The 20,219-nt window shown below is 50.4% G+C and carries 23 protein-coding genes, 1 tRNA gene and 2 pseudogenes; 9 read left to right on the top strand and 17 right to left on the bottom strand.

Going from position 1 to position 20,219, the window contains the following annotated elements; translation table 11 throughout:
• Positions 1-93 precede the first annotated feature (93 nt).
• Complete coding sequence (locus HMPREF3096_RS30210) at positions 94-429, top strand: hypothetical protein (RefSeq protein ID WP_133959673.1); 336 nt, start codon at positions 94-96, stop codon at positions 427-429.
• A gap of 412 nt (positions 430-841) precedes the next feature.
• Here HMPREF3096_RS30210 and HMPREF3096_RS01095 read toward each other — a convergent pair whose 3' ends face one another.
• From HMPREF3096_RS01095 to HMPREF3096_RS31255, 4 genes and pseudogenes are all read right to left on the bottom strand, one after another.
• Positions 842-1,369 carry a hypothetical protein gene (locus HMPREF3096_RS01095; RefSeq protein WP_070544249.1) on the bottom strand — a complete coding sequence of 176 codons (528 nt, stop codon included), beginning with the start codon at positions 1,367-1,369 and terminating at the stop codon, positions 842-844.
• A 79-nt stretch (positions 1,370-1,448) separates the two neighbouring features.
• On the bottom strand, positions 1,449-3,266 hold the full coding sequence (locus HMPREF3096_RS01090; protein WP_070544240.1) for a hypothetical protein: 1,818 nt from the start codon (positions 3,264-3,266) through the stop codon (positions 1,449-1,451).
• A 47-nt stretch (positions 3,267-3,313) separates the two neighbouring features.
• Positions 3,314-3,493, bottom strand: a complete 180-nt coding sequence (locus HMPREF3096_RS01085; protein WP_049085549.1) for a hypothetical protein — start codon at positions 3,491-3,493, stop codon at positions 3,314-3,316.
• Positions 3,494-3,681: 188 nt separating this feature from the next.
• A pseudogene (locus HMPREF3096_RS31255) lies at positions 3,682-4,062 on the bottom strand (IS5/IS1182 family transposase); the annotation flags it as partial.
• Positions 4,063-4,251: 189 nt separating this feature from the next.
• Between HMPREF3096_RS31255 and HMPREF3096_RS31250 the strand changes: the two are divergent.
• Both HMPREF3096_RS31250 and HMPREF3096_RS01075 read left to right on the top strand, forming a co-directional pair.
• A pseudogene (locus HMPREF3096_RS31250) lies at positions 4,252-4,452 on the top strand (hypothetical protein); the annotation flags it as partial.
• Positions 4,453-4,832: 380 nt separating this feature from the next.
• The gene (locus HMPREF3096_RS01075; RefSeq protein WP_043875985.1) at positions 4,833-5,414 is read left to right on the top strand and encodes a sce7726 family protein; all 582 of its coding nucleotides are present in this window, start codon (positions 4,833-4,835) and stop codon (positions 5,412-5,414) included.
• Here HMPREF3096_RS01075 and HMPREF3096_RS28310 read toward each other — a convergent pair.
• The 6 genes from HMPREF3096_RS28310 to HMPREF3096_RS30725 all read right to left on the bottom strand — a co-directional run bounded on the left by HMPREF3096_RS28310 (position 5,371) and on the right by HMPREF3096_RS30725 (position 10,582).
• Complete coding sequence (locus tag HMPREF3096_RS28310) at positions 5,371-6,471, bottom strand: beta family protein (RefSeq protein WP_072041841.1); 1,101 nt, start codon at positions 6,469-6,471, stop codon at positions 5,371-5,373. The genes HMPREF3096_RS01075 and HMPREF3096_RS28310 overlap by 44 nt on opposite strands.
• 373 nt (positions 6,472-6,844) lie before the next feature.
• Complete coding sequence (locus HMPREF3096_RS01065; RefSeq protein ID WP_070544235.1) at positions 6,845-7,288, bottom strand: single-stranded DNA-binding protein; 444 nt, start codon at positions 7,286-7,288, stop codon at positions 6,845-6,847.
• Between the two features lie 181 nt (positions 7,289-7,469).
• On the bottom strand, positions 7,470-9,584 hold the full coding sequence (locus HMPREF3096_RS01060; protein WP_070544234.1) for a DUF927 domain-containing protein: 2,115 nt from the start codon (positions 9,582-9,584) through the stop codon (positions 7,470-7,472).
• A 208-nt stretch (positions 9,585-9,792) separates the two neighbouring features.
• On the bottom strand, positions 9,793-10,056 hold the full coding sequence (locus HMPREF3096_RS01050; protein ID WP_070544230.1) for a nicotinic acetylcholine receptor subunit beta: 264 nt from the start codon (positions 10,054-10,056) through the stop codon (positions 9,793-9,795).
• The gene (locus HMPREF3096_RS01045; RefSeq protein ID WP_070544228.1) at positions 10,053-10,370 is read right to left on the bottom strand and encodes a ubiquinol-cytochrome C reductase; all 318 of its coding nucleotides are present in this window, start codon (positions 10,368-10,370) and stop codon (positions 10,053-10,055) included. The genes HMPREF3096_RS01050 and HMPREF3096_RS01045 overlap by 4 nt, the downstream gene beginning before the upstream one ends.
• On the bottom strand, positions 10,367-10,582 hold the full coding sequence (locus HMPREF3096_RS30725; RefSeq protein ID WP_070544227.1) for a host cell division inhibitor Icd-like protein: 216 nt from the start codon (positions 10,580-10,582) through the stop codon (positions 10,367-10,369). Before HMPREF3096_RS30725 ends, HMPREF3096_RS01045 begins: the two co-directional genes overlap by 4 nt.
• A gap of 208 nt (positions 10,583-10,790) precedes the next feature.
• Between HMPREF3096_RS30725 and HMPREF3096_RS30720 the strand changes: the two genes are divergently transcribed.
• Complete coding sequence (locus HMPREF3096_RS30720) at positions 10,791-11,105, top strand: YlcI/YnfO family protein (RefSeq protein ID WP_070544225.1); 315 nt, start codon at positions 10,791-10,793, stop codon at positions 11,103-11,105.
• A 252-nt stretch (positions 11,106-11,357) separates the two neighbouring features.
• Here the strand turns inward: HMPREF3096_RS30720 and HMPREF3096_RS01030 are convergent, their stop codons facing one another.
• The 6 genes from HMPREF3096_RS01030 to HMPREF3096_RS01010 all read right to left on the bottom strand — a co-directional run bounded on the left by HMPREF3096_RS01030 (position 11,358) and on the right by HMPREF3096_RS01010 (position 15,461).
• Positions 11,358-12,167, bottom strand: a complete 810-nt coding sequence (locus HMPREF3096_RS01030) for an antA/AntB antirepressor family protein (RefSeq protein ID WP_070544223.1) — start codon at positions 12,165-12,167, stop codon at positions 11,358-11,360.
• 13 nt (positions 12,168-12,180) lie between these two features.
• The gene (locus tag HMPREF3096_RS01025; RefSeq protein WP_070544221.1) at positions 12,181-12,615 is read right to left on the bottom strand and encodes a hypothetical protein; all 435 of its coding nucleotides are present in this window, start codon (positions 12,613-12,615) and stop codon (positions 12,181-12,183) included.
• Entirely contained in the window at positions 12,615-12,812 is a 198-nt protein-coding gene (locus tag HMPREF3096_RS01020; protein ID WP_049085534.1) for a helix-turn-helix transcriptional regulator, read from the bottom strand. Before HMPREF3096_RS01020 ends, HMPREF3096_RS01025 begins: the two co-directional genes overlap by 1 nt.
• Positions 12,813-12,914: 102 nt before the next feature.
• Positions 12,915-13,940, bottom strand: coding sequence for a hypothetical protein (locus HMPREF3096_RS28305; protein WP_077270142.1), 1,026 nt, complete (start codon positions 13,938-13,940; stop codon positions 12,915-12,917).
• Positions 13,941-14,003: 63 nt separating this feature from the next.
• Positions 14,004-15,218: a tyrosine-type recombinase/integrase gene (locus HMPREF3096_RS01015; protein ID WP_070544219.1), complete on the bottom strand. Its 1,215-nt coding sequence runs from the start codon at positions 15,216-15,218 to the stop codon at positions 14,004-14,006.
• Between the two features lie 166 nt (positions 15,219-15,384).
• Positions 15,385-15,461 (bottom strand) — tRNA-Arg (locus HMPREF3096_RS01010).
• Between the two features lie 339 nt (positions 15,462-15,800).
• Between HMPREF3096_RS01010 and folD the strand changes: the two genes are divergently transcribed.
• Together folD and ybcJ are read left to right on the top strand one after the other, a co-directional pair.
• Positions 15,801-16,667 (top strand): bifunctional methylenetetrahydrofolate dehydrogenase/methenyltetrahydrofolate cyclohydrolase FolD, encoded by an 867-nt coding sequence (gene folD, locus HMPREF3096_RS01005; protein WP_004143017.1) that lies wholly within the window; start codon positions 15,801-15,803, stop codon positions 16,665-16,667.
• A 1-nt stretch (position 16,668) separates the two neighbouring features.
• Positions 16,669-16,881 (top strand): ribosome-associated protein YbcJ, encoded by a 213-nt coding sequence (gene ybcJ, locus HMPREF3096_RS01000; protein ID WP_004143016.1) that lies wholly within the window; start codon positions 16,669-16,671, stop codon positions 16,879-16,881.
• 45 nt (positions 16,882-16,926) lie between these two features.
• Here ybcJ and cysS read toward each other — a convergent pair whose 3' ends face one another.
• The gene (gene cysS / locus HMPREF3096_RS00995; RefSeq protein WP_032729473.1) at positions 16,927-18,312 is read right to left on the bottom strand and encodes a cysteine--tRNA ligase; all 1,386 of its coding nucleotides are present in this window, start codon (positions 18,310-18,312) and stop codon (positions 16,927-16,929) included.
• 175 nt (positions 18,313-18,487) lie between these two features.
• On the opposite strand from cysS, the gene ppiB reads away from it, so the two are divergent.
• The 3 genes from ppiB to HMPREF3096_RS00980 all read left to right on the top strand — a co-directional run bounded on the left by ppiB (position 18,488) and on the right by HMPREF3096_RS00980 (position 20,154).
• Positions 18,488-18,982, top strand: coding sequence for a peptidylprolyl isomerase B (gene ppiB / locus HMPREF3096_RS00990; RefSeq protein ID WP_008805471.1), 495 nt, complete (start codon positions 18,488-18,490; stop codon positions 18,980-18,982).
• A 3-nt stretch (positions 18,983-18,985) separates the two neighbouring features.
• Entirely contained in the window at positions 18,986-19,708 is a 723-nt protein-coding gene (lpxH, locus tag HMPREF3096_RS00985; RefSeq protein WP_032729472.1) for a UDP-2,3-diacylglucosamine diphosphatase, read from the top strand.
• 107 nt (positions 19,709-19,815) lie between these two features.
• Positions 19,816-20,154, top strand: a complete 339-nt coding sequence (locus HMPREF3096_RS00980; protein ID WP_012968796.1) for a hypothetical protein — start codon at positions 19,816-19,818, stop codon at positions 20,152-20,154.
• The last annotated feature ends 65 nt before the right edge of the window (positions 20,155-20,219 follow it).

Here is a 20,219-nt window from a genome sequence, read left to right as displayed (position 1 = left end):
CTTATGTTTTGTTAAGGAACCACTCGTGAGTAACGGAAAATATATTTCTGCCTGCTGGTTACCACATATCTCACATTTTTTGAGAGTTCAATCATGAATGTTCGCTTCGCAATTTCTTTGTTCCTGTGCCTTTCTGCCTCTCAGGCCTTTGCCGTACAACTCACTCCAGCTGATTGCAATTACGCAATAGAAAAACTAAAGGTGTTTAACGCAGATGGGAATGCTCATCCCGGGAAAAGAACCACCTTTGAGGAGAAAGCCACCTATGCATATGCAGAGGCTTGCGAAAATAGTGGCCTGGTCACGATCTATGGGTATTTGCGAGAAGCTCCAGAGGCTTCACCTGAAGTGACTAAATTTTGCCAGAATAATGCAAAAAGCAGAGGCGAGGCTGAACATTGCCTTGCAACAGGTAAACTGGATGATTAACTGCTGTTGGAGTCGGTTACCGCTGTTCTCAACGCCAACTCAATGAATAACTAGCCATCGTCGCGCTGACGTTACGATCCACTTTTTGCCGCCGTGCAGTTTACAGCACCCGTTGAATGACTTGAACCTCTGGCCATAGTATATGGGATAGGACTGACTGAGGCCTTAGAAAATCTTAGGAAAAATTAGGAGGTCAGGTTGACACTTTACCTCAAATACCTAGCATTTCTAAGCATCGGGTTGACACTTTCGCGATGGGGTTTAAATCGCATAAACCCAGTAACGGCGGTGCTTGCAACTATACTCACCGAGGAAAGTGTAAAGCTATCGGTTTCGTGTCTGACGGTTTTTCGATAAAAGTGTCAATCTGTCGGGTTTCGTTTCTTTGGCTTCGGTTGACACTTTACAGTTATCACTTCCTCCAAAGAGACAGTGCCTTTATCCCTTCGGGACTCCAATCGGCTATCTCATCAGGGCATTCGGTAGCGGTATAGAAAAGTTCGCGCCTTAACGTCAGCAGTAGTTGTTCGGCATTCTCCTTAAGATCATAACGTTGGAAGTAAAATTCCGCATCCTGTGTATCAAGGAAAATACCGCCTTCTTCGAGAAACTCTACATCATATCCCAACTCATCAGCCGCGGCAGAAACAGCTTCTAATAGGCCATCATCGTTATCTGGGGCAGGGTATTTACCATCCCCCGATTTTATTTCTTTCCAGCATTCTGACCAAGTTTGCTCCCGTGTTCGATGTGGCCAAAGAGAAGGTGCTGTAGTTTGAGCCTCATTTTTGGGGGGTGAGTGCTGTTGCTGCTGGCGTTCCGTCGCATCTACATCAATTTTAGTACCCGACAACACAACCTCGCCTTTCTCCACCCAGTCATATACTGTCTGGCGGCTTACTCCGCGATGACGCGCATACTCGGCTTTACTCATTAACATAGATATCTCCATAAGGCCGCTGGTGGCCTTTAATTGAAACGTTAAAATGGGGTACTCATCGCCGGGCAAAATGTCACCATTACCGGGCACCAAGCTGAGCTGCTGCCACGATCGCATTACCACCTGTATTGTTGTAAATCTGGATAACTGCGCTCTCTGTCACCCTGTTGCCGGCACCTTCCTTAGATGCCATCGCCGAAATAAGTTTTGCCAGCACTTTCGGGTCGTTAAGGTTAAGCTGCTGATGTTCATTAAACCCGGAAGTTCTTACGACATGACGAATATATTCCTGCGTGTCGTTCTCCTTTGACGGAGCCCAGTGCCTAGAAATTTCATCAATCGTATTGATGCCGCGGGCACCATAAATCTGAAGCTGCTTAGTCGCCGCTAACACGCCCTCATCCAGCGTAGGGAACACGGCAAACTTACCGCTTTTGGTGTTATGGGTATCGTACCCATAAGCCGAGCGCAAATTACCGGGATTATTGAAACGATCGGCGATTGTGCGAGACTTATCAGAGATGTCTGCAGGCGCTGAAAAGACGGGATTTAGGTCACCATAAATAAACGCCGATTTAATCTTGCTCCATGACGGGGCTAAAAACTCTTTCATCGCGGGGCTGACACTTCTAGGATCAAATCCGGTCTTGTCTTTTACCCATTCAGCAGCGGAGTTTGCGCTATCCTCTGATTTTTTCATCCAATCATTAAATGTTTCACCTTTAAGAAACTTAATGACGTTATCGACAGTTACGCCCATTTCCCTGATATTTGTCATGAACTGGTTAACATCGTTAGTGAAATCCGGGGATACGAGATAATTACTGAACTTCTCAATACCACCAGCAAGCCCATCAATCCACTTCCCGAGATCAGGTGATTTAAGAACCGTATCGATCGCGCCGGATAACGCATCTGACAATTTACTCAGTTGCGGCGCCATAGGACCAAGGCCGATTACGAACGCCCTGTTAATGCTTCTTTCGCTTAGCTCAATCTGATTAATGAACTCCGTCCATTTTCTGTTTTGCTCATCAGTAATGTTTAATCTTTCAGCATCCTTCTTCGCCCTTCGCTCCATCGCATCAATTTCTTCATTGCTCATATTTTTGAAGCGATTAAGGTCTTCAAGACTGAAGAAGTTGGTCAGGCCGTGCGCCTGCGCACCCTGCAGTGTGCTGCCGTTCTGCACGAAGATATCGCGCGCATTACGGATCATCTGCGGGAGCAGTTTGGCCGGGTCCTGGTCGGGGTTGTTAATCCCCATCGCCTGAAACGTCCAGCGCTTCGACAGGTCCATTTGCGAGTCGCGGATAGCGCCCAGCGTACCTGCAGGATTCCCAATTGCCCTCCTGTAGTTGGCTTCTATGGCACTCAGTCTCCCTGCCGACGTACCGATCCCCAGGGACATAAATCTCTGCTGAGCTGCCCCCGCTCCCAGAGTATTGATACCAAACAGGCTACCTGCGCCGAGAACGCCGGTAAACAAGCCGACAATGCTACCCCATGACAGAAGACTAGCTGTCGCTTCACTGATGTGCCCTGCCAGCGATTTAGCGTCTTTCGTCGCATCGCTGATGAAGCCCTTCGCAGAGCGAGTGCTTTTGTTGAATTCGTCCTGCTTTTTCTTCGAGTCTTCCAGGTTGGTATTGAGCCGATCGATACCACTGTTGATGATCAGAATGGCCTCGGCCACGGCGTTAAACTCCGCGCCTAATTCTTTCGCCTCACCTTTGGCCTTTTCGGTCTGCTTGCTGCTTTCGCCAATACCAACAGCAGCCACTCGCCAGGCTTCCGGTAAATCATCCAGCGCGCTCTGGTACTCGCGGAACCTTTCCATAAACGCGACAAATTTGTCGTCATTTACGTCAATGTCGACGATCGACTTAGCTACCATTGAAATCACCTCAATTTAGTAATAAAAAGGATGAAGAACACTCATCATCAGGCATGCACCCCAACGGAAAGGGATGTTAACGCTTTATCCACCAGTCCCCTGGCGATTTCATGGATAGTAGGCGCAACACCGATACCTGATTGCTGACGCTGCTGCTCCTGAATTTTTCGGATTGCCTGAATCTGTGCTTCGCTGAGCAAGACAGGTTTGACGGACTGTTTCGACATGGCCACCCCCTGATATTTATACAGCCATTATAATTTCACATATTGAAATAATCATCGTTTATATTGCAATTAATGAAGGAATGATTTCGATCGTTACCAGAAGGGGAATTGATTGTTTTATAGACTCTTGACGAGTGTTTGACGAAGATTGCGTAATGACTTGCTGCTGCTGGGCATCAGCTTAGAGCTTATCTCAATAGGACCTTATTCCAGACGATAAGACCACAGATAAAATGCAACATGGCCTCGTAATTTTCGACCTTCTTTTCCCATTGGTTCAGGACCAGACGAAAGCGATTCATCCAGCTATGAGTCCTATCGACGATCTAACGATAGGCTTTGAAACCCTTGTGTCCCTCATTACGGGACTGGATATGCGGCTCGACGCGGCCACTCAGCCGGCCTGCTTCGTAATCTTTTTCCGGGCAGAGTCTGAGTTTTTGTCCTGTATGACCCGTCCGGAGGGTTTTGAATGTATCCGCAACCAGTTTGATGTCATGCGTGTTCGCTGCTGCGACGACCAGCGACAGAGGAAGCCCGTTGGCATCTGTCATCAAACTGCGCTTTAGTTCCCCTTATACATAAGTAACTATTTATGAAAAAGTTACTAATGAAGGGATAGGGAGCGCAGTGAACTCATTAGTATTTTTTTTGGAAAAAGTTACTAATGATGAGTTAGTCCCATTAGTAACTTCTCTAAGAAAAGTTACTAATGGGACTAAAAGCCTATCCCAACAAGATTTTATTCCAGACAATAATTGCTGCAGAAAAACTTTGATGCCAATCCGTCCGACCTCATCTACTGGCCTAATGAATGGTTCCATGGTGAAGACATGCTTCATGTTGATTTGACGCCTGAAGAAATCGCCGGATACCTGATGGCAAGATCTGGCCAGCTTCTAAGCGATGCGCCACAAATCGACCTGAGATACCCGCTACCTCCCAGCGCAGCAAGTTAACGCTAAGAGATATCAACCCTGATGTGCCTATACATAGCCAGAACACGTCAAACCTGCCTATCTATAGGCAGAACACACCATTCCTGCCATACATAGCCAGAACACACCGTTTCTGCCTATAAATAAGATATGGGCACTTTGACACTCGGTACTAGCATGCGCTATCGCGTCTTCTTCGCTTTCATTTGTCCACCTGCGAGAACTCCATCCGGTAATCTTTCTATTGAGCTATGACGGATAGTTACCAGATGTAACTTAGTGATAAATCGCAGCAGTCACAGAAGAACACAAAAATTTCGTGCTATAACGATGATATGGATTTAAAGTCTACGGCTTCAAAAAAAACCATTCCTAAATAGGACAAAAAACGACCTTCAACCATGAGAGACATCGACGTTCGACAAGCTGTTCATTCAAAAATCCTTAAGGAACATCACAAGGATCCTGATACCCTTATTATCGATGAGTTTGTTATGAACTTAGGGGCTAGCCGTGCTGATATCACAGTAATCAATGGGTTAATGCATGGTTATGAATTGAAGAGCAAAAGCGATAATCTTTTGCGTCTACCCGCTCAGGTTGAATTCTATTCTTCGATTATGGACAAGGTAACCCTTGTTGTATCAGATTGCCATGCAGCTGCCGCAGAGAAAATCATACCTGACTGGTGGGGAGTAAAAATTGCAACTGAAGGCTCTAGGAATGCCGTTCATCTACGCACGCTGCGTCTTAATCGAATGAATCCAAACGTCGATAAAGTTGCCCTAGCCATGTTACTTTGGAAGGATGAAATGCTGTCTATTTTGGCTGCTCAAGGTCTAGAGCGTGGCCTGAAAAGCAAGCCACGCAGAGTACTGTGGGCGATGGTTGCAGAATGCATGGAAACCCATCAGCTAAGAGATGAAGTGCGCATGCGCCTTAAAGCCCGTACAAACTGGAGAGTTGATAAACAACTTTTGTAATATGGTGATTTTGACCAATTCGTCTCCAAACTTCGGGGCTACCAAATTTATAACTCTGAGAGGGATTTTGCAGGTACTGTGCATAAACTAGAGCATAATCATTAATATCTTTATCCGCTACACTGAATGTCACCCCAGAGTATTCTCTGTGAGCAACAATTTGTTGGCTATGCGCACCATATTGATCATACCCATATTGGTTAGCTTTTCTTCCTCTAAAAACCCAAAAATCATCATCACCAGTATAACGAACACTAGCAGTGACACTAGGAAACCGTGTCGCAAGCCTAGTATAATCTGGATGCTGAATCCCATAATCCGCGTAAATCACTTCTCGCGTTAAATAGGATTTTTGACGTAAATCCTTCCACAGAAACCATTCGAAACGAGGTTGCGAATATATACCTACGGATATTTGACTAAGGTCAACTGGAAATGAACCGGCAGCTAATATTACGCGACGAAAATCATGTATATTATGAAGATTGTTAATAAGTCCTGCAGCAAGTGTTTGACTTTGGTCTGTCCCCAATGAATCTTCTGTTATAGAGTCACGCAGATCGATAACAACATCAATATTTCGATAGGGGATATTTAACCTGGAAATATAAGCTGATATCATCTGGGGGTTAGCAATATCTGTTACAGTCAATCGTAAACACACTTCATCTTTCACAAGACCATCAATCGCTTTTAAATAATTCCCGTTACGAGTTGGAGAACTTACCGGAATAACATGAACCCCTGCTGCGCGCGCCTGATTGACAGCATTCGTGATTGGGTAAATATCACCTAAGTCAATGAATTGCTCTTCAACAAGTATCCCATCAAGGTAAATAATAGAAATGTCAGAACATGCTGTAGCAATTTTCTTTCCAAAATCACTCAACATTTCATTATAACTCTTATCGGGAATATCTGTGTCTGGATCTAAAGGAACAGGTTCAATTTCAAAAAGAGGGATGATTTTCACTTTGACCGATTTAGATAACTGTGCGGTTGCTGTAAACTCTGCGCGTTTTGTTTTTAAAATTGGTACGTAAGAAATATCTTCCATATTTACGCCTCAAAATTATTTCACATGAGATAATTACCATCCTAACAATTAGCTATTTATGAGCAAGAGCATCGACATAAGTGTTTTCATGTATTACCCCTGCAAATTTCCCAGATGATATGATGGTTTCTTCACCTACCGCATTCCGTAGATGCTCATAAACGTATATCAGACGAATCCGTTTTCCTCCAATACGACACAATAAAAACCCGTATTTCACGGGCCAGATCAATTTATTGAGAGAACTCCTTTTACTTAAAACAATTCTGATAACGTTTATTAACATCTAATCTACTTCATCTCTATCCTAGTTCCGGGCGCTTTCAGAAGCCATTCCAGAATGTCGATAGTCTCTTGCTGGAAGATACTCTTATCAAAAATCATCGTCATACGGCGGCGTCTGGTCAAATCCTTCATACCCGGTAGTGGGCGGTTGCTGCTCATGGGCCCGACGCAGGGCATCTGTAGCCTGTCCTTGTTGCCCCGTTTTACCGCCTGGGCGTACCGTTCTGGCACTGAGCACACTGTCCGCAATTACCTGATAGCCCTGTTGAGCAGCACCATCCTGCACCGTCCACTGATTGAGTTGCATATTTCCCGCCACGCTGACGAGGTCGCCTTTACGGTGTTTGGCCAGCGCATCAGCCTGCTTACCAAAGGCAATGACACCCAGCCAGAAAGTAGCCTCTCCGTTATCTGCCGCATTACAGGGCAGAGCTACCGCCAGGCGGGCCATAGCCATATTCGTCCCTTTTCCCGTGGTTCTGGTCTGCGGGTCGGCCACCAGTCGGCCGTATGCTGAAATTTGAGCTGTCATCGCTTGAATCCTCTCTTCCGATGCTCTGTATCTGATTCAGTGTTGGTTCAAAATGGTAGTTTGTTGCCTCAATGTTGGTTCATTTTGCAAACATGAAACCTTATTAAACATATAGATATAATTACTGAGGCAACTGAACCAACTGAACCAACACCTAAACCACACACATGAAAGAATGCTTTTACTCTGGCTGGTCATCGTCCGGCAGATACTGCAGGACATAAACCCGAATTTGTCGCCCATCAATGCGTGGAGACTTTCTCTGGAAACCGCGGCCAGACGTCGGCGGTGTTAGCATGCCAGCTTTCTTTAGGACTTCTGCAAACTGACGAGTGTTAAAGCCGCGGGCGATCTCCCCTTCGAAGGCCGCAGGGAAGGTGTAGAACACCATCGGGTCAGTCTCATGACCGCCCTTCTGCCGGTATCCCGCCATGTTGGAGATTGGAAGGCTGGTCGGGTCATACGGGAACGGTGCAAAGCGGCTCATGCCGTAGGCGTTCAGGAATGCCTCGGTCTGCTCGATTATCTGCTGATGTTCTTTATTGCCGGTACCGAACTCACGCAGCCAGGCGTTATAGCTGTACTGGATGGCATCTCTACACGTCTGCTCATCCCATCCGGTGATCACCCTACCCAACAGTAGTGCGGCTTCCAGAATGGCGAACCGGGCACCGACGCGGTGGACCTGCTCTCCGTAATCAGACGGGATCAGGCTACGCCAGCGCTCTTCCGCTGCCCTGACGGAGCTTACCGCCTCGTGCTGGTGGTCCGCCAGCCACTTCACCCACTCACGCCCGGCCACTCCGTGGTGATGCTGGTATGCATCCTTCAGAGCATCGGCATGGTGTTTACCATTGGCATGCTCATGAAAACGCACTGCCCGACGCATTGGAATGTTAAGCAGGCGAACCAGTTGGCCCGCTTTAGCTTTACGGCCGGCACTGGCGATGAATGTTTCCAGATCCATCTCACCGGTACTGATTGCAACAGTACGCCAGCGCTTCAGATCACGGTTCCCCCCCTCCTTCGCGCCCTGCAGCTTACCCGTACCATTAAATAGCGCGTAGGCAGATTTGTAGACTTCCACCGGATCAGCACCCTGGCCGATTTCGTCTAGCGGCATCAGCGCGTCGTTGTGTGCGGCAGCTTCATTCGCCAGCCCCAGCGCAGTACCGTACCAGGTGAGACGCAGCACGTCAGGGTTACCGTAAAGACTGGAGGCCACATTAGCAGTGGTAGTCTTACCCGCGCTCGACTGTTCGTAGAGGTGGATGCCGAATCCATCCGCACCAGCAAGGCCAATCAGCGGGGCGGCCAAAGCTGCGGCCACACCAGTCATCATCGAGTAGTTGCCAAAGGCCAGACGTCCAACGCACTCTCGCCAGCTCTCAACAGTACCGCTGGTGGTATAACCGGATGCGGCAGAACTCCGCCCGTTAAACAGCACCGGCTGCTCTGGAGTACCAATGATCTCGCCATCCGGCATGATATAGGCGCCACACTGCCAGCCCGTAGCATGCGCAATGCGCCATACCTCACCATTAGCACAGCTTTGCAACCAGTCAGCCAGAATTGCACGTAAACCGCTTTTGGTTGTGACGTTTACCCCACCCGACTTGAGCGTTCGCCATCCTTCACGCTCACCGATATCAGCAAGTGGTATCGCCTGGACGGTGTCCCCCTTCGAACCTAATGCCTGCCAGCGCAGGATCAAATACCGGGTTTTACTGTCATCAATGCCAATACCGACAACCTCCAGAGCAGAGCACAACCAGCTTTCACGACTGATGATTTCCCCGGTAGTGTTATCTGTGCGAGGTTCAACCCAATACACCCCATCAGCACGACTTTGGGCATGTGGTTTCAAACTATCGCTATTTACCAATTTATTGGTTTTCAGAATAGAAGTTGTCGTTTGCCCACCTTGTTCTCTGAGCCTGACCAGGTATTCCCGCCAGTTCTCCGGCTTCTGATCAGGTATTCCCTTATATAATCTCGCGTCCTGCACACCTGCCTGTGCCAGCTTTTCACCAATGGCATTAATCAGTATTGGTTCAATATTCCCTGCAAGGTACACGCGAGCGCTGCGACGCCCTTTATCGATAATTTGCAGGTTATCCAACTCCGCTAGCTGTTTTGGCCCAAGATAAATGGGAGGCGTTGTATCCTCAGCAATTTGTTTACCCATGCCCTCTTCCCACCCCTTCGCATGAGCATATGCATCAGTTCCCGCAAAAATAACCGCTTCTGTAAATTTTTCCTTTGGCAGGTGCTTCAGGTTCGGTGCCGACTTCATTGATGTTTCTCCCGATACGTACGCATCACACAGTCAGCTAGTTCTTCATCTGCAACTCGTATAGCCTCGGGTACATCCTCGAGCAAGGTCATTAGAGTGCAGATTAGCTGTCTGTCTCGATCTTTTGCAGTAGTTGCCTCAAGCCATACTGAAAGAGTGGCCTGAGCCTGTTCAACCCGGCACTGAGCATCAATAAGCTGCAAATGGCTCATACGCTGGCCTCCGCATCAATTCGGGCCATATCGACAATCGCCAGGACTTTATCCAGCCAGCAATGCACGATGACTGCTTGCTCAACGTCGAGGTGTGGTGATAAATCAGTCATAACGTGAGCCAGCCCCTTGCGAGCGCGGGCCATACGTTCTGCGGCACGCTCTGCCAGCGTAAAATTTTCCGGATAAGGTTGCTCACGGGATAGCATCGCCTCGGCCTCAAGCTCGGCAGGATGGCGGTATATAGCGTTTATATTCATTTGGCTGACCTCACCTTTGATCCCTTCCCGCAGTCAGAACGACATACACCCGCGTTCGCTGCGGTATCGTTCAGCGCCAGCACCAGCTCACTAACCGTACCCAGCATTGCGGCTAATTTGCGCATGTCTCCCTTTGCGGTTTCCTCGGTGTAGTTGTCATTATCCGTGGCCCAGAACATCAGGCTGCCAATGGCTCTAATGCCGAGCATCAAATCACTCACGGCCTCTTCTGCGCGGTTCTGCATACTTTCCAGCTCATCAGCGGTGGTGCCCTTGCCGAACTCGTGGCGCACTAAATCGTTATACAGGCTCATGCTGCCACCTCCGCCACCGGCAGACGTGCGGCCAGCGAAAGGATGAAGTTCGGCGCCAGAATGCGGCGGGCTTCGCGTTCGGTTGCGGCCTCGACAGACAGGCGGCAGGGCGTGGCCTTTTTGTCGTGGCGGTTGAGCGCCAGAAAGCGCCAGAGGAATAAATTAGGGCTGAGTGATGCCCGCCCTGCAGGGGGTGTGGTACGATTTGACATAGCTACCTCGATACTCGTTCTATCGCTGGTGGTCAGAGGCCCGTTGGTGTTGTCGCACCTACGGGCTTCGCCGTTTTTGTGCCTTATCTGTTTGCTACCTGTGGATAAGGTGTGATTTAAATTATACCAAACTAAATCACACAACAAGTGTTTAATGTGATTTATTTTTGTGTATACTGAATCACAAACTCTATTAACAGGCGCCCACATGGCAACAAACACCAGCAATGATAAGTCCAGGCAAATATCAATTCGTATACCGCATGATGTTCTAGATGAAATGGAGGCAGCGAAATTTAGCGGAGAGTCAACCGCCGGTTTTTTAGTAACGGCAGCACGTAGCGAAATCGCCCGTAGGCAGTCAGAGGGCAACGAGGAAGCCTTACTGCTATCCTCCCTCGATGCGCTGACACGTGTTGAAGAAATCGGCACGAGAGCTGGTGAGGAAATCCAGCAGATCATCAGCGTTGCGCGTGACGAACTACAGCGCCGGCAGCGCAAGAAGCCCAAAGAATCGGAATGACTCAAAGCCCGAATCAGGGCTCTGGTACCCAAGGGCAGAATCCTGCCCTTTTTCTTTTGGCGGTCGGCACCGTTACCGATCACCACCAGCAAACAGCCATAAAACCCCACCAATGCGTCATAAGTAGAATTTCCCGCTTTTCGCCCACCGATGCACTCACTTTTCAGAGAATTATTCTGCTGAGAGGAGGCTCTCCCTCCATCTCGATCTCCGGCGCACAATAACGTCAGATGCATGCGCGTGCTGGTTGGCTTATTCATCGTTAGCCCCCATACGTTTAGCAAGCCAGCGCTGAGAGAGGCGGATCAATTCCGCTTTACGCTGGTCGTACTCCATCCCCATATCGATCAATGTGATGTTGGTGCTCTCCAGGTAGCTGAGGTGCTCCAGTTGGCCAGCGCTCATGCTGTCGCGAGGCTCACCGTCGATACCGTTTACCAGCGCCCACTGCTTAGCGGTCATGCCGCCCAGCACGATGCGGGCGATCATGTTGCTTTCGTTGCTGTAGTGGCGGGCTTGTGTCTCTTTCCCCTGTTCTGCACGAGCAGCAGCCAGAGCGGCGCACATCGGCTTAAAGAGGCTGGCAGCACCAATGCGGGCTTTGAGGTGCCGGCGGTACTTCGCGGCGATTTCCGGCGCACTCAGCTGTAACGCTTCCTCGCACTGAATGAAATAGCGGCGGACGGCACGGCCCTGTTCGTTGCGCTCAACCATTGCCACTTCTTTGGCCATATCCAGCGAGAGAAGGTAATCATGCTCGATTTGCTGGCGAAATTTTGCGCTCGCCCGTTTTGGTGAGCTCAAATTTTCAACACGGATGTAGTCAGCCCCGGTTACAAATCCGTACTGGTCGATGCGGCCTTTAATCCAGTTGGTAAAGTCGCGGCCCACCCCCAGCGCCTTATGCAGAGCTCTGGCGCTCGCAATATTGGTTTCACGCCCGCCAATCTGACCGGAAATAACAGGGACAATAGCGGCAAAGTCGTTACCGTTAATTACGCCCTGGCTAACATTGGGTTGAGGGGCGGCCTCAGAATTGAATCTGCTTTTTTCGATTTTCATTTTGTCGGCTCCGTTATGCGGCGGTGAAGTTGTCCGGGTAGAGGTTCAGAATGTCGGCAATATCCTGCGTAGAAAGCCCGTAGTGTTGGTTGACTGCGGCCATGCGGTTAACGAACTGAATCACCTTCAGCACGTCACCACGGCACGCAAACCGGTAGCGCATGTGCGCCCCGATACCATCAGGATTTTTCTCTTCAAGGCGTTCCAGCCAGATATCAAGCTCGCGCTCAAGCTCGCTCGCATAGTTCCGTCCAGAGGAAAGCCGGCAATTGCGCAGGATATCGTTTTCTGTCCACCCACCGGCCCCACAGCGCAGCATGTAGGTGCGGGCACGGTGTTTCTTCGGAATGCGCTTTGAGGCTTGAACGGTGTAGGCTGGTGGCGTAACATCAGATCCGCGAGTATCTGAGTTAACCGCCTGCTGTCCGGGGCGGTTTTCTTTTTTCATTAGGCCACCTCACCACGCGATTCAGCAATGCGCTGATTAATCCATTCGTCAATTTCGCTCTCGATAAATGCGATCGCACGAGAACCGATTTTTACTGGAGATGGAAAGCGACGCTCGCTCATCATGTGATAGATCCACGCCTTGCTATAACCAGTGCGGCGCTGAACTTCGGGAAGTCGGATAAGATTGTGGGACATGTATACCTCGTAAGGTCTATTAAAGTTACGAGGCTATTAAACAGTAGGGCCTTTAACGTGTAACGGAGTTATCAAAAAACGCCCCGGAATTATGATAACCCCTTACCGGTTTACCCCCCCTCTTCGTAACCATTCAACTAACGCTTTATCATCATCCGGAAATGGGAGGTCGCTTACTTTATTGCTGGCTTTATTCCTAAATTGTGACACGCTACCAGCCAGATCATCATCGGTTAGGCCAATCCCTCTAAGTAAAGCAACAATAAGCTCAGCCTGTTTTGCTGTTGTTCTAACGGGTTTCTCTATCACCGTTTCAGGAAGTTGAGGTTGGCTAACCCCTCCATTTATAACACTTGGTATTTCCCTCCCAATAAAATTGTATACTTTTTCAATTTGAAGCCTAGTAACAAAAATATCGTTCACCGTGACTGTTGCAATCGGTTTTACTTCTCCTTCTTTTAGCAAACCAGATGAGTAAAGGTGCTCTGTTATTGGGTGAGCCATAACTACGTAATTATCACTGCAATAATCTTCTGGACTCATTGGGATATCGGCTTCTTTAAATGATAAATTGAAAGGAGTAAGTGCGATTTGTTCATTATATTTTAATGCATTGAAAAATGAATGAGGCAAGTAACCTGTTGATAATGCCCAAAGTCCGGAAAGATATAAAATCGGTTTTTTTAATCCAGGTATATCCTCATTTTGATAAAACCGCTTAACTCGCATTTTTGATGCTGGACTCATATCCAATTCAGCTTTTGGCATAAAAAGGCTTAAAGGTGACTTATTACTATACTTTTTCATTAATTTAGGAGGGAACTTTTCCTCCCATTCATTTAATTCTTCCCAGCGACCTAGTGTAAATAATGCCGCCTCAAAATCATGAAGGGCTAAACAAAGCTCAATAGCTCCAATCTGGCTAAAGTGAATTAAATCACTTGGATGGCATCGAAGCAACTCAGCAGCCCTTAATAAGGTACAAAATTCCAAAGCAGGAATATTATTAAGACACCATACATTCGGTGTTTCATTTTTTTTTGCCACCAAGCCACCTCGCGCCCCCTGATTTTGGCGGCTATGCCAGCCCGCAGAGGTGTACGGGTTTTCGGGGATCAACCTAGACATAGCCTATTCTTTGCTCGTCTACCTAAGTCTACTATCGTCTGTATATACTGTCTATGCATCCAGTCAGGCACGTTTTCCGAACGAGCCATGCACCACATTTTCACCATTCTCAAGCGCTGCCATATAGTCGGCATACCACTGAAGCATTTCCCGCCGGACGCCCAGATACTGAGCGTGGTTGTATGTCCCGCGGATTGAGTTCTTATCGACGTGGGCCAACTGCGTTTCAATCCAGGCGGTGTTATAGCCCTGTTCGTGGAGTATGGTACTCATGGTGTGCCTGAAGCCGTGCCCGGTCGCTTTACCGTCATAGCCAATACGTTTAATCACCTGGTTAATGCTGGCCTCACTCATTGGCTTGCCGGCATCATTTCGACCCGGGAAAACATACTTCCCTCGCCCGGTAAGCTGGTGGATCTCTTCCAGCAACTCACGAACCTGAATCGAAAGAGGTACGAGATGTGGGCGCCGCATCTTCATTCGCTCTGCGGGTATATTCCAGACGCCTTTGTCAAAGTCGATATCAACCCATTCAGAAGCACGGAGCTCAATTGTCCTGAGCCCGGTAAGCATTAATAGTCGAGTGGCGTTGCGGGTGATTGTGCTACCGCTGTATTCACTTAGCGCACGGAGAAAATCCGGGATCTGGTCGACTAAAAGGTGCGGGTAGTGCTGTTGCTTGGGCGGCTTAAGCGCGCCTGCCAGATCTGATACAGGGTTGTGCTCGGCTCTACCGGTAATAATGGCATAGGTAAATATCTGCCGGCAGGCCTGACGGGTTTTCTTGAGTTTATCCAGAACGCCACGTTGTTCCATCTTTCGCAGGACGTTAAGCATTTCGACCTGGCTGATATCCGTAATCGCCTTTTGCCCGATGAAGGGGAAGATGTCTTTCTTCAGGTACATCAGGAGATGCTCGGCATAGCCTTCAGACCATGATGTGCTTTTATGGGTATGCCATTCCATCGCCAGGCGCTCAAAGCTGTTTGCCACAGCCTGCTCTTTTGCTTGTTTCTCTTCCTGCTTCTCCTGTCCCGGATCACCACCAGCGGCCAGAACTCTTTTTGCATCCGCGCGTTTCTGTCTGGCATCCGCCAGAGTGATATCAGGATATACCCCCAACGCCAGTAACTTCTCTTTACCAGCGATGCGGTACTTCAGGCGCCAGTATCGCGAGCCATTGGGGTTCACCAACAGGTAAAGACCGCCACCATCAGACAGCTTATAGGGTTTGTCCTTGGGCTTGGATGTGTCGACCTGGCGGGCTGTGAGCTTCATTTTGGGGGTATCTCATTTCATTGAACAGAAATCTACCCCCAAATGTACCCCCACATGAATGTGGATTTCAATAGACCATAGTGGACGTTGAGATAATGAGATATTGGCGAATGCCGCGTGTATGCTGGATTTAGTAGACTTCAGGAGACGTTAAGAGAAGTGAAAATGGTACGCCCTACAGGATTCGAACCTGTGACCTACGGCTTAGAAGGCCGTTGCTCTATCCAGCTGAGCTAAGGGCGCCCTGAGAAGCGAGTGCTTCGCGGAGTGAAACGCCTGGAATTATACGGTCCACGTCCGTTGAGTCAATCCATTTTGCCAGGAAACTGCGGGGCTTATACGATGCTGGCGAAATATCCCTCAGCAACTGTACAAGAAGCATACCACCGGAGCTCATGCGCGCGAAAATTCACTTAGTGGCCAGGCGCAACACACCAATGACCCTGGGCTTAACAGGGTCAAAACAGGCTAAATTCACCGCATACAGGATAAAACAGCAAACGAGGACTGACAGCGAGGCCCGCTTCTGACAAAATATCCTCATCCCCCTTTCGTAAAGATACAGATGGAATCCTCTCTCTGATGGCAGCAAAAATTATTGACGGTAAAACGATTGCGCAGCAGGTACGCTCTGAGGTTGCGGAAAAAGTGAAGGCTCGCGTTGCGGCCGGAAAACGCGCCCCTGGGCTGGCCGTCGTGCTGGTCGGTAGCAACCCGGCCTCGCAGATTTATGTCGGCAGCAAGCGCAAAGCATGTGAAGAAGTGGGCTTCGTCTCCCGCTCTTACGATCTCCCGGAAACCACCAGCGAAGCCGAGCTGCTGGAGCTTATCGACACCCTGAATGCCGATAAGACCATCGACGGTATTCTGGTTCAGCTGCCCCTGCCGGCAGGGATCGACAACGTCAAAGTGCTCGAGCGCATCGCGCCGGATAAAGACGTCGACGGCTTCCATCCCTATAACGTTGGCCGCCTGTGCCAGCGCGCGCCGCGCCTGCGTCCGTGCACCCCGCGCGGTATCGTGACCTTGCTGGAACGCTACAATATCGACACCTACGGCCTCAATGCGGTGGTCATTGGCGCGTCCAATATCGTCGGTCGCCCGATGAGCATGGAGCTGCTGCTGGCCGGCTGCACCACCACCGTGACCCACCGCTTTACCAAAAACCTGCGCCATCACGTCGAAAACGCCGACCTGCTGATCGTTGCAGTAGGTAAACCGGGCTTTATTCCTGGCGAGTGGATTAAAGAAGGGGCGATTGTGGTCGATGTCGGCATTAATCGTCTGGAAAGCGGCAAAGTGGTCGGCGACGTGGTGTATGAAGATGCCGCCGAACGCGCGTCCTACATCACCCCGGTTCCCGGCGGCGTTGGCCCGATGACCGTCGCCACCCTGATTCAGAACACGCTGCAGGCGTGCGAAGAGTATCACGACGTTGAGGAGGCCTGAGATGGCGACATTTTCCTTAGGTAAACACCCGCACGTTGAGCTGTGCGATCTGCTGAAGCTGGAAGGCTGGAGCGAAAGCGGCGCCCAGGCGAAAATCGCTATCGCTGACGGGCTGGTGAAAGTTGACGGCGCGGTGGAAACCCGCAAACGCTGCAAAATCGTCGCCGGTCAGACGGTGAGCTTTGAAGGCCAGAGCGTCACCGTCACGGCCTGACAACGAAAAGAAAAACGCCCGCTTTTGCGGGCGTTTTTTTATGGCTTACTTCCGGCGCCAGGTGGTGCCCTGCGGGCCATCTTCCAGCACAATGCCCATCTCGTTAAGACGGTCGCGCGCCGCATCCGCCGCCGCCCAGTCTTTCGCTTTACGCGCGTCCAGACGCTGCTGGATCAGCGATTCGATCTCCGCCACTTCCGCGTCGTCAACCTGCGCGCCGCTCTGCAGGAACGCCTCCGGCTCCTGCTCCAGCAGACCCAGCACCGCAGCAAGCTTACGCAGGTGGGCCGCCATGGCGTTCGCCGCGGCCGCGTCCTCGGTTTTCAGGCGGTTTACTTCACGCGCCATATCGAACAGCACCGAATAGGCTTCCGGGGTGTTGAAGTCGTCGTCCATTGCCTCGATAAAGCGTGCTTCGAAGGCTTCGCCACCCGCCGCATCGACGGATTTGTCCGTCCCGCGCAGCGCGGTGTACAGACGCTCCAGCGCCGAACGCGCCTGCTTGAGGTTCTCTTCGCTGTAGTTCAGCTGGCTGCGATAGTGGCCGGACATCAGGAAGTAGCGAATCGTCTCCGCATCGTAATACTTCAGCACGTCGCGGACGGTAAAGAAGTTACCCAGCGATTTCGACATCTTCTCGCGGTCAACCATCACCATGCCGGAGTGCATCCAGTAGTTAACGTACTCGCCGTCATGGGCGCAGGTGGACTGGGCGATTTCGTTTTCATGATGCGGGAACATCAGATCCGAACCGCCGCCATGAATATCGAAGTGGGTGCCGAGCTGCTTGCAGTTCATCGCCGAGCACTCGATATGCCAGCCCGGACGACCCGCGCCCCACGGCGACGGCCAGCTTGGCTCGCCCTCTTTCGACATCTTCCACAGGACGAAGTCCATCGGATTCCGCTTGACGTCAACCACGTCGACGCGCGCCCCCGCCTGCAGCTGATCGAGATCCTGACGCGACAGCAGACCGTAGTTCGGGTCCGTCGGCACGTCAAACATCACGTCGCCGTTATCTGCGACGTAAGCATGGCCTTTAGCGATCAGCTGCTCGGTGATCTCAATGATCTCCGCGATATGGTGCGTTGCGCGCGGTTCGCTGTCGGGACGCAGAATATTCAGCGCGTCAAAATCTTTGTGCATTTCGGCAATCATGCGATCGACCAGCGCGACAAAGCTTTCGCCGTTTTCATTAGCGCGCTTAATGATTTTGTCATCGATATCGGTGATATTGCGCACGTACTTGAGCTTATAGCCAAGAAAACGCAGATAGCGCGCCACGACGTCAAAGGAGACGAAGGTACGGCCATGGCCGATATGACAGAGATCGTAAACGGTAATACCACACACGTACATGCCGACTTCCCCGGCATGGATAGGTTTAAATTCCTCTTTCTGGCGCGTCAGTGTATTAAAAATTTTTAACATCGAAGATTCCGTGTAGACGTGTGTGGGTAATGAAGTCTCTATAATACCCATAATTCAGACCGGACGCAGCACACATTGCAAGGTGCATCGACCCCCGCGGTTATGCTATAACACCCCCCTATATCTCACCCGACATCGGGTGCTGGCACCACACTCATCGGAACAGGATGCAAAAATGGTTACTTTCCACACCAATCATGGCGATATCGTAATCAAAACGTTTGACGACAAAGCGCCGGAAACAGTTAAAAACTTCCTGGACTACTGCCGCGAAGGTTTCTACGACAACACCATTTTCCACCGTGTTATCAACGGCTTTATGATTCAGGGCGGCGGTTTCGAACCGGGCATGAAACAAAAAGAGACCAAATCTCCGATTCAGAACGAAGCGAACAACGGCCTGAAAAACACCCGTGGTACGCTGGCAATGGCCCGTACTCAGGCGCCGCACTCTGCCACCGCCCAGTTCTTCATCAACGTGGCCGATAACGACTTCCTGAACTTCTCTGGCGAAAGCCTGCAGGGTTGGGGCTACTGCGTTTTCGCCGAAGTGGTTGAAGGCATGGACGTGGTAGACAAAATCAAAGCGGTTGCCACCGGCCGCAGCGGCATGCACCAGGATGTGCCGAAAGATGATGTGATCATCAAAAGCGTCACCGTCAGCGAGTAATTCGTGGCGACACTTTTTATTGCAGATTTGCACCTGCAAACAGAAGAACCGGCGATCACCGCCGGTTTTCTGCGTTTTTTACAGGGCGAAGCCCGCCAGGCGGACGCCCTGTATATCCTTGGCGATCTGTTTGAGGCGTGGATCGGCGATGACGATCCGAACCCGCTGCACCAACAAATTGCCTCGGCAATCAAAGCCGTCGTCGACGCCGGCGTGCCGTGCTACTTCATCCACGGCAACCGCGATTTTCTCGTCGGCCAGCGCTTTGCCCGCCAGAGCGGGATGCTCCTGCTCGCCGAAGAAGAGCGACTGGACCTCTATGGCCGTGAAGTGTTGATTATGCATGGCGACACGCTGTGCACCGATGACCCAGGCTATCTGGCGTTTCGCGCCAAAGTCCACACCCCGTGGATCCAGCGTCTGTTCCTGGCCCTGCCGCTGTTTATCCGCCGCCGCATCGCCGCCCGCATGCGCGCCGACAGCAAAGCCGCCAACAGCAGTAAATCAATGGACATTATGGATGTGAATCCACAGGCGGTAGTTGACGTCATGGAAAGACATCATGTGCAGTGGCTGATCCACGGCCATACCCATCGCCCGGCGGTCCATGAACTGCAGGCCAACGGCCAACCCGCATGGCGCGTGGTACTTGGCGCCTGGCACAGCGAAGGTTCGATGGTCAAGGTGACACCGGACGACGTCGAACTGATCCACTTTCCGTTCTAGTTCCTGCGCGAGCACAATTCCGAAACCGTCTTTTGCCTGGGCGAAGGTGCGCGCTTCCCCGCGTCCTGCATGCTAGTCTCCCACGACATCACTCTCAAGGAACGAGCATGAACAGAAAAAAGTGGAGTCAGCCGCTGATGTGGGGAACGATCATCGCGATCCTCAATCCGTTAGGGGTAAGTTATATCGCCTTAGTCGGCGTCGCTATTGGCAACACGCTGACGTTTGTCTGGTGTGCAATGCTGGCGTGGGCCATCTATTTCTATGCCATTTATTTGCTCTGTACCCGCCCTCACGATAGTCGGCTGGTACAAATCTATTTACTGGTGATGGGCACCCTGATGCTCCCTTGGGGGTTAGTGCTGCTCATCACCTGTATCATGAATGAGATAAAGGCCACTAAGCCGCGATCGACGTCATCACTGAACGAGACAAAAGACGGCTAACCATGCGCACGCAACCGTTTTCCTTGCTGGCAGTTCATGCTATTCTCTGTGGCCTCTAAAGCAGT

Origin of the sequence: Klebsiella sp. HMSC25G12 (assembly GCF_001807705.1) — a bacterium.
In the GTDB taxonomy this organism is placed as follows: Bacteria; Pseudomonadota; Gammaproteobacteria; order Enterobacterales; family Enterobacteriaceae; genus Klebsiella; species Klebsiella variicola.
Note: the sequence above shows the minus strand (reverse complement) of the source record. Positions and strands in the feature narration are given on the sequence as shown.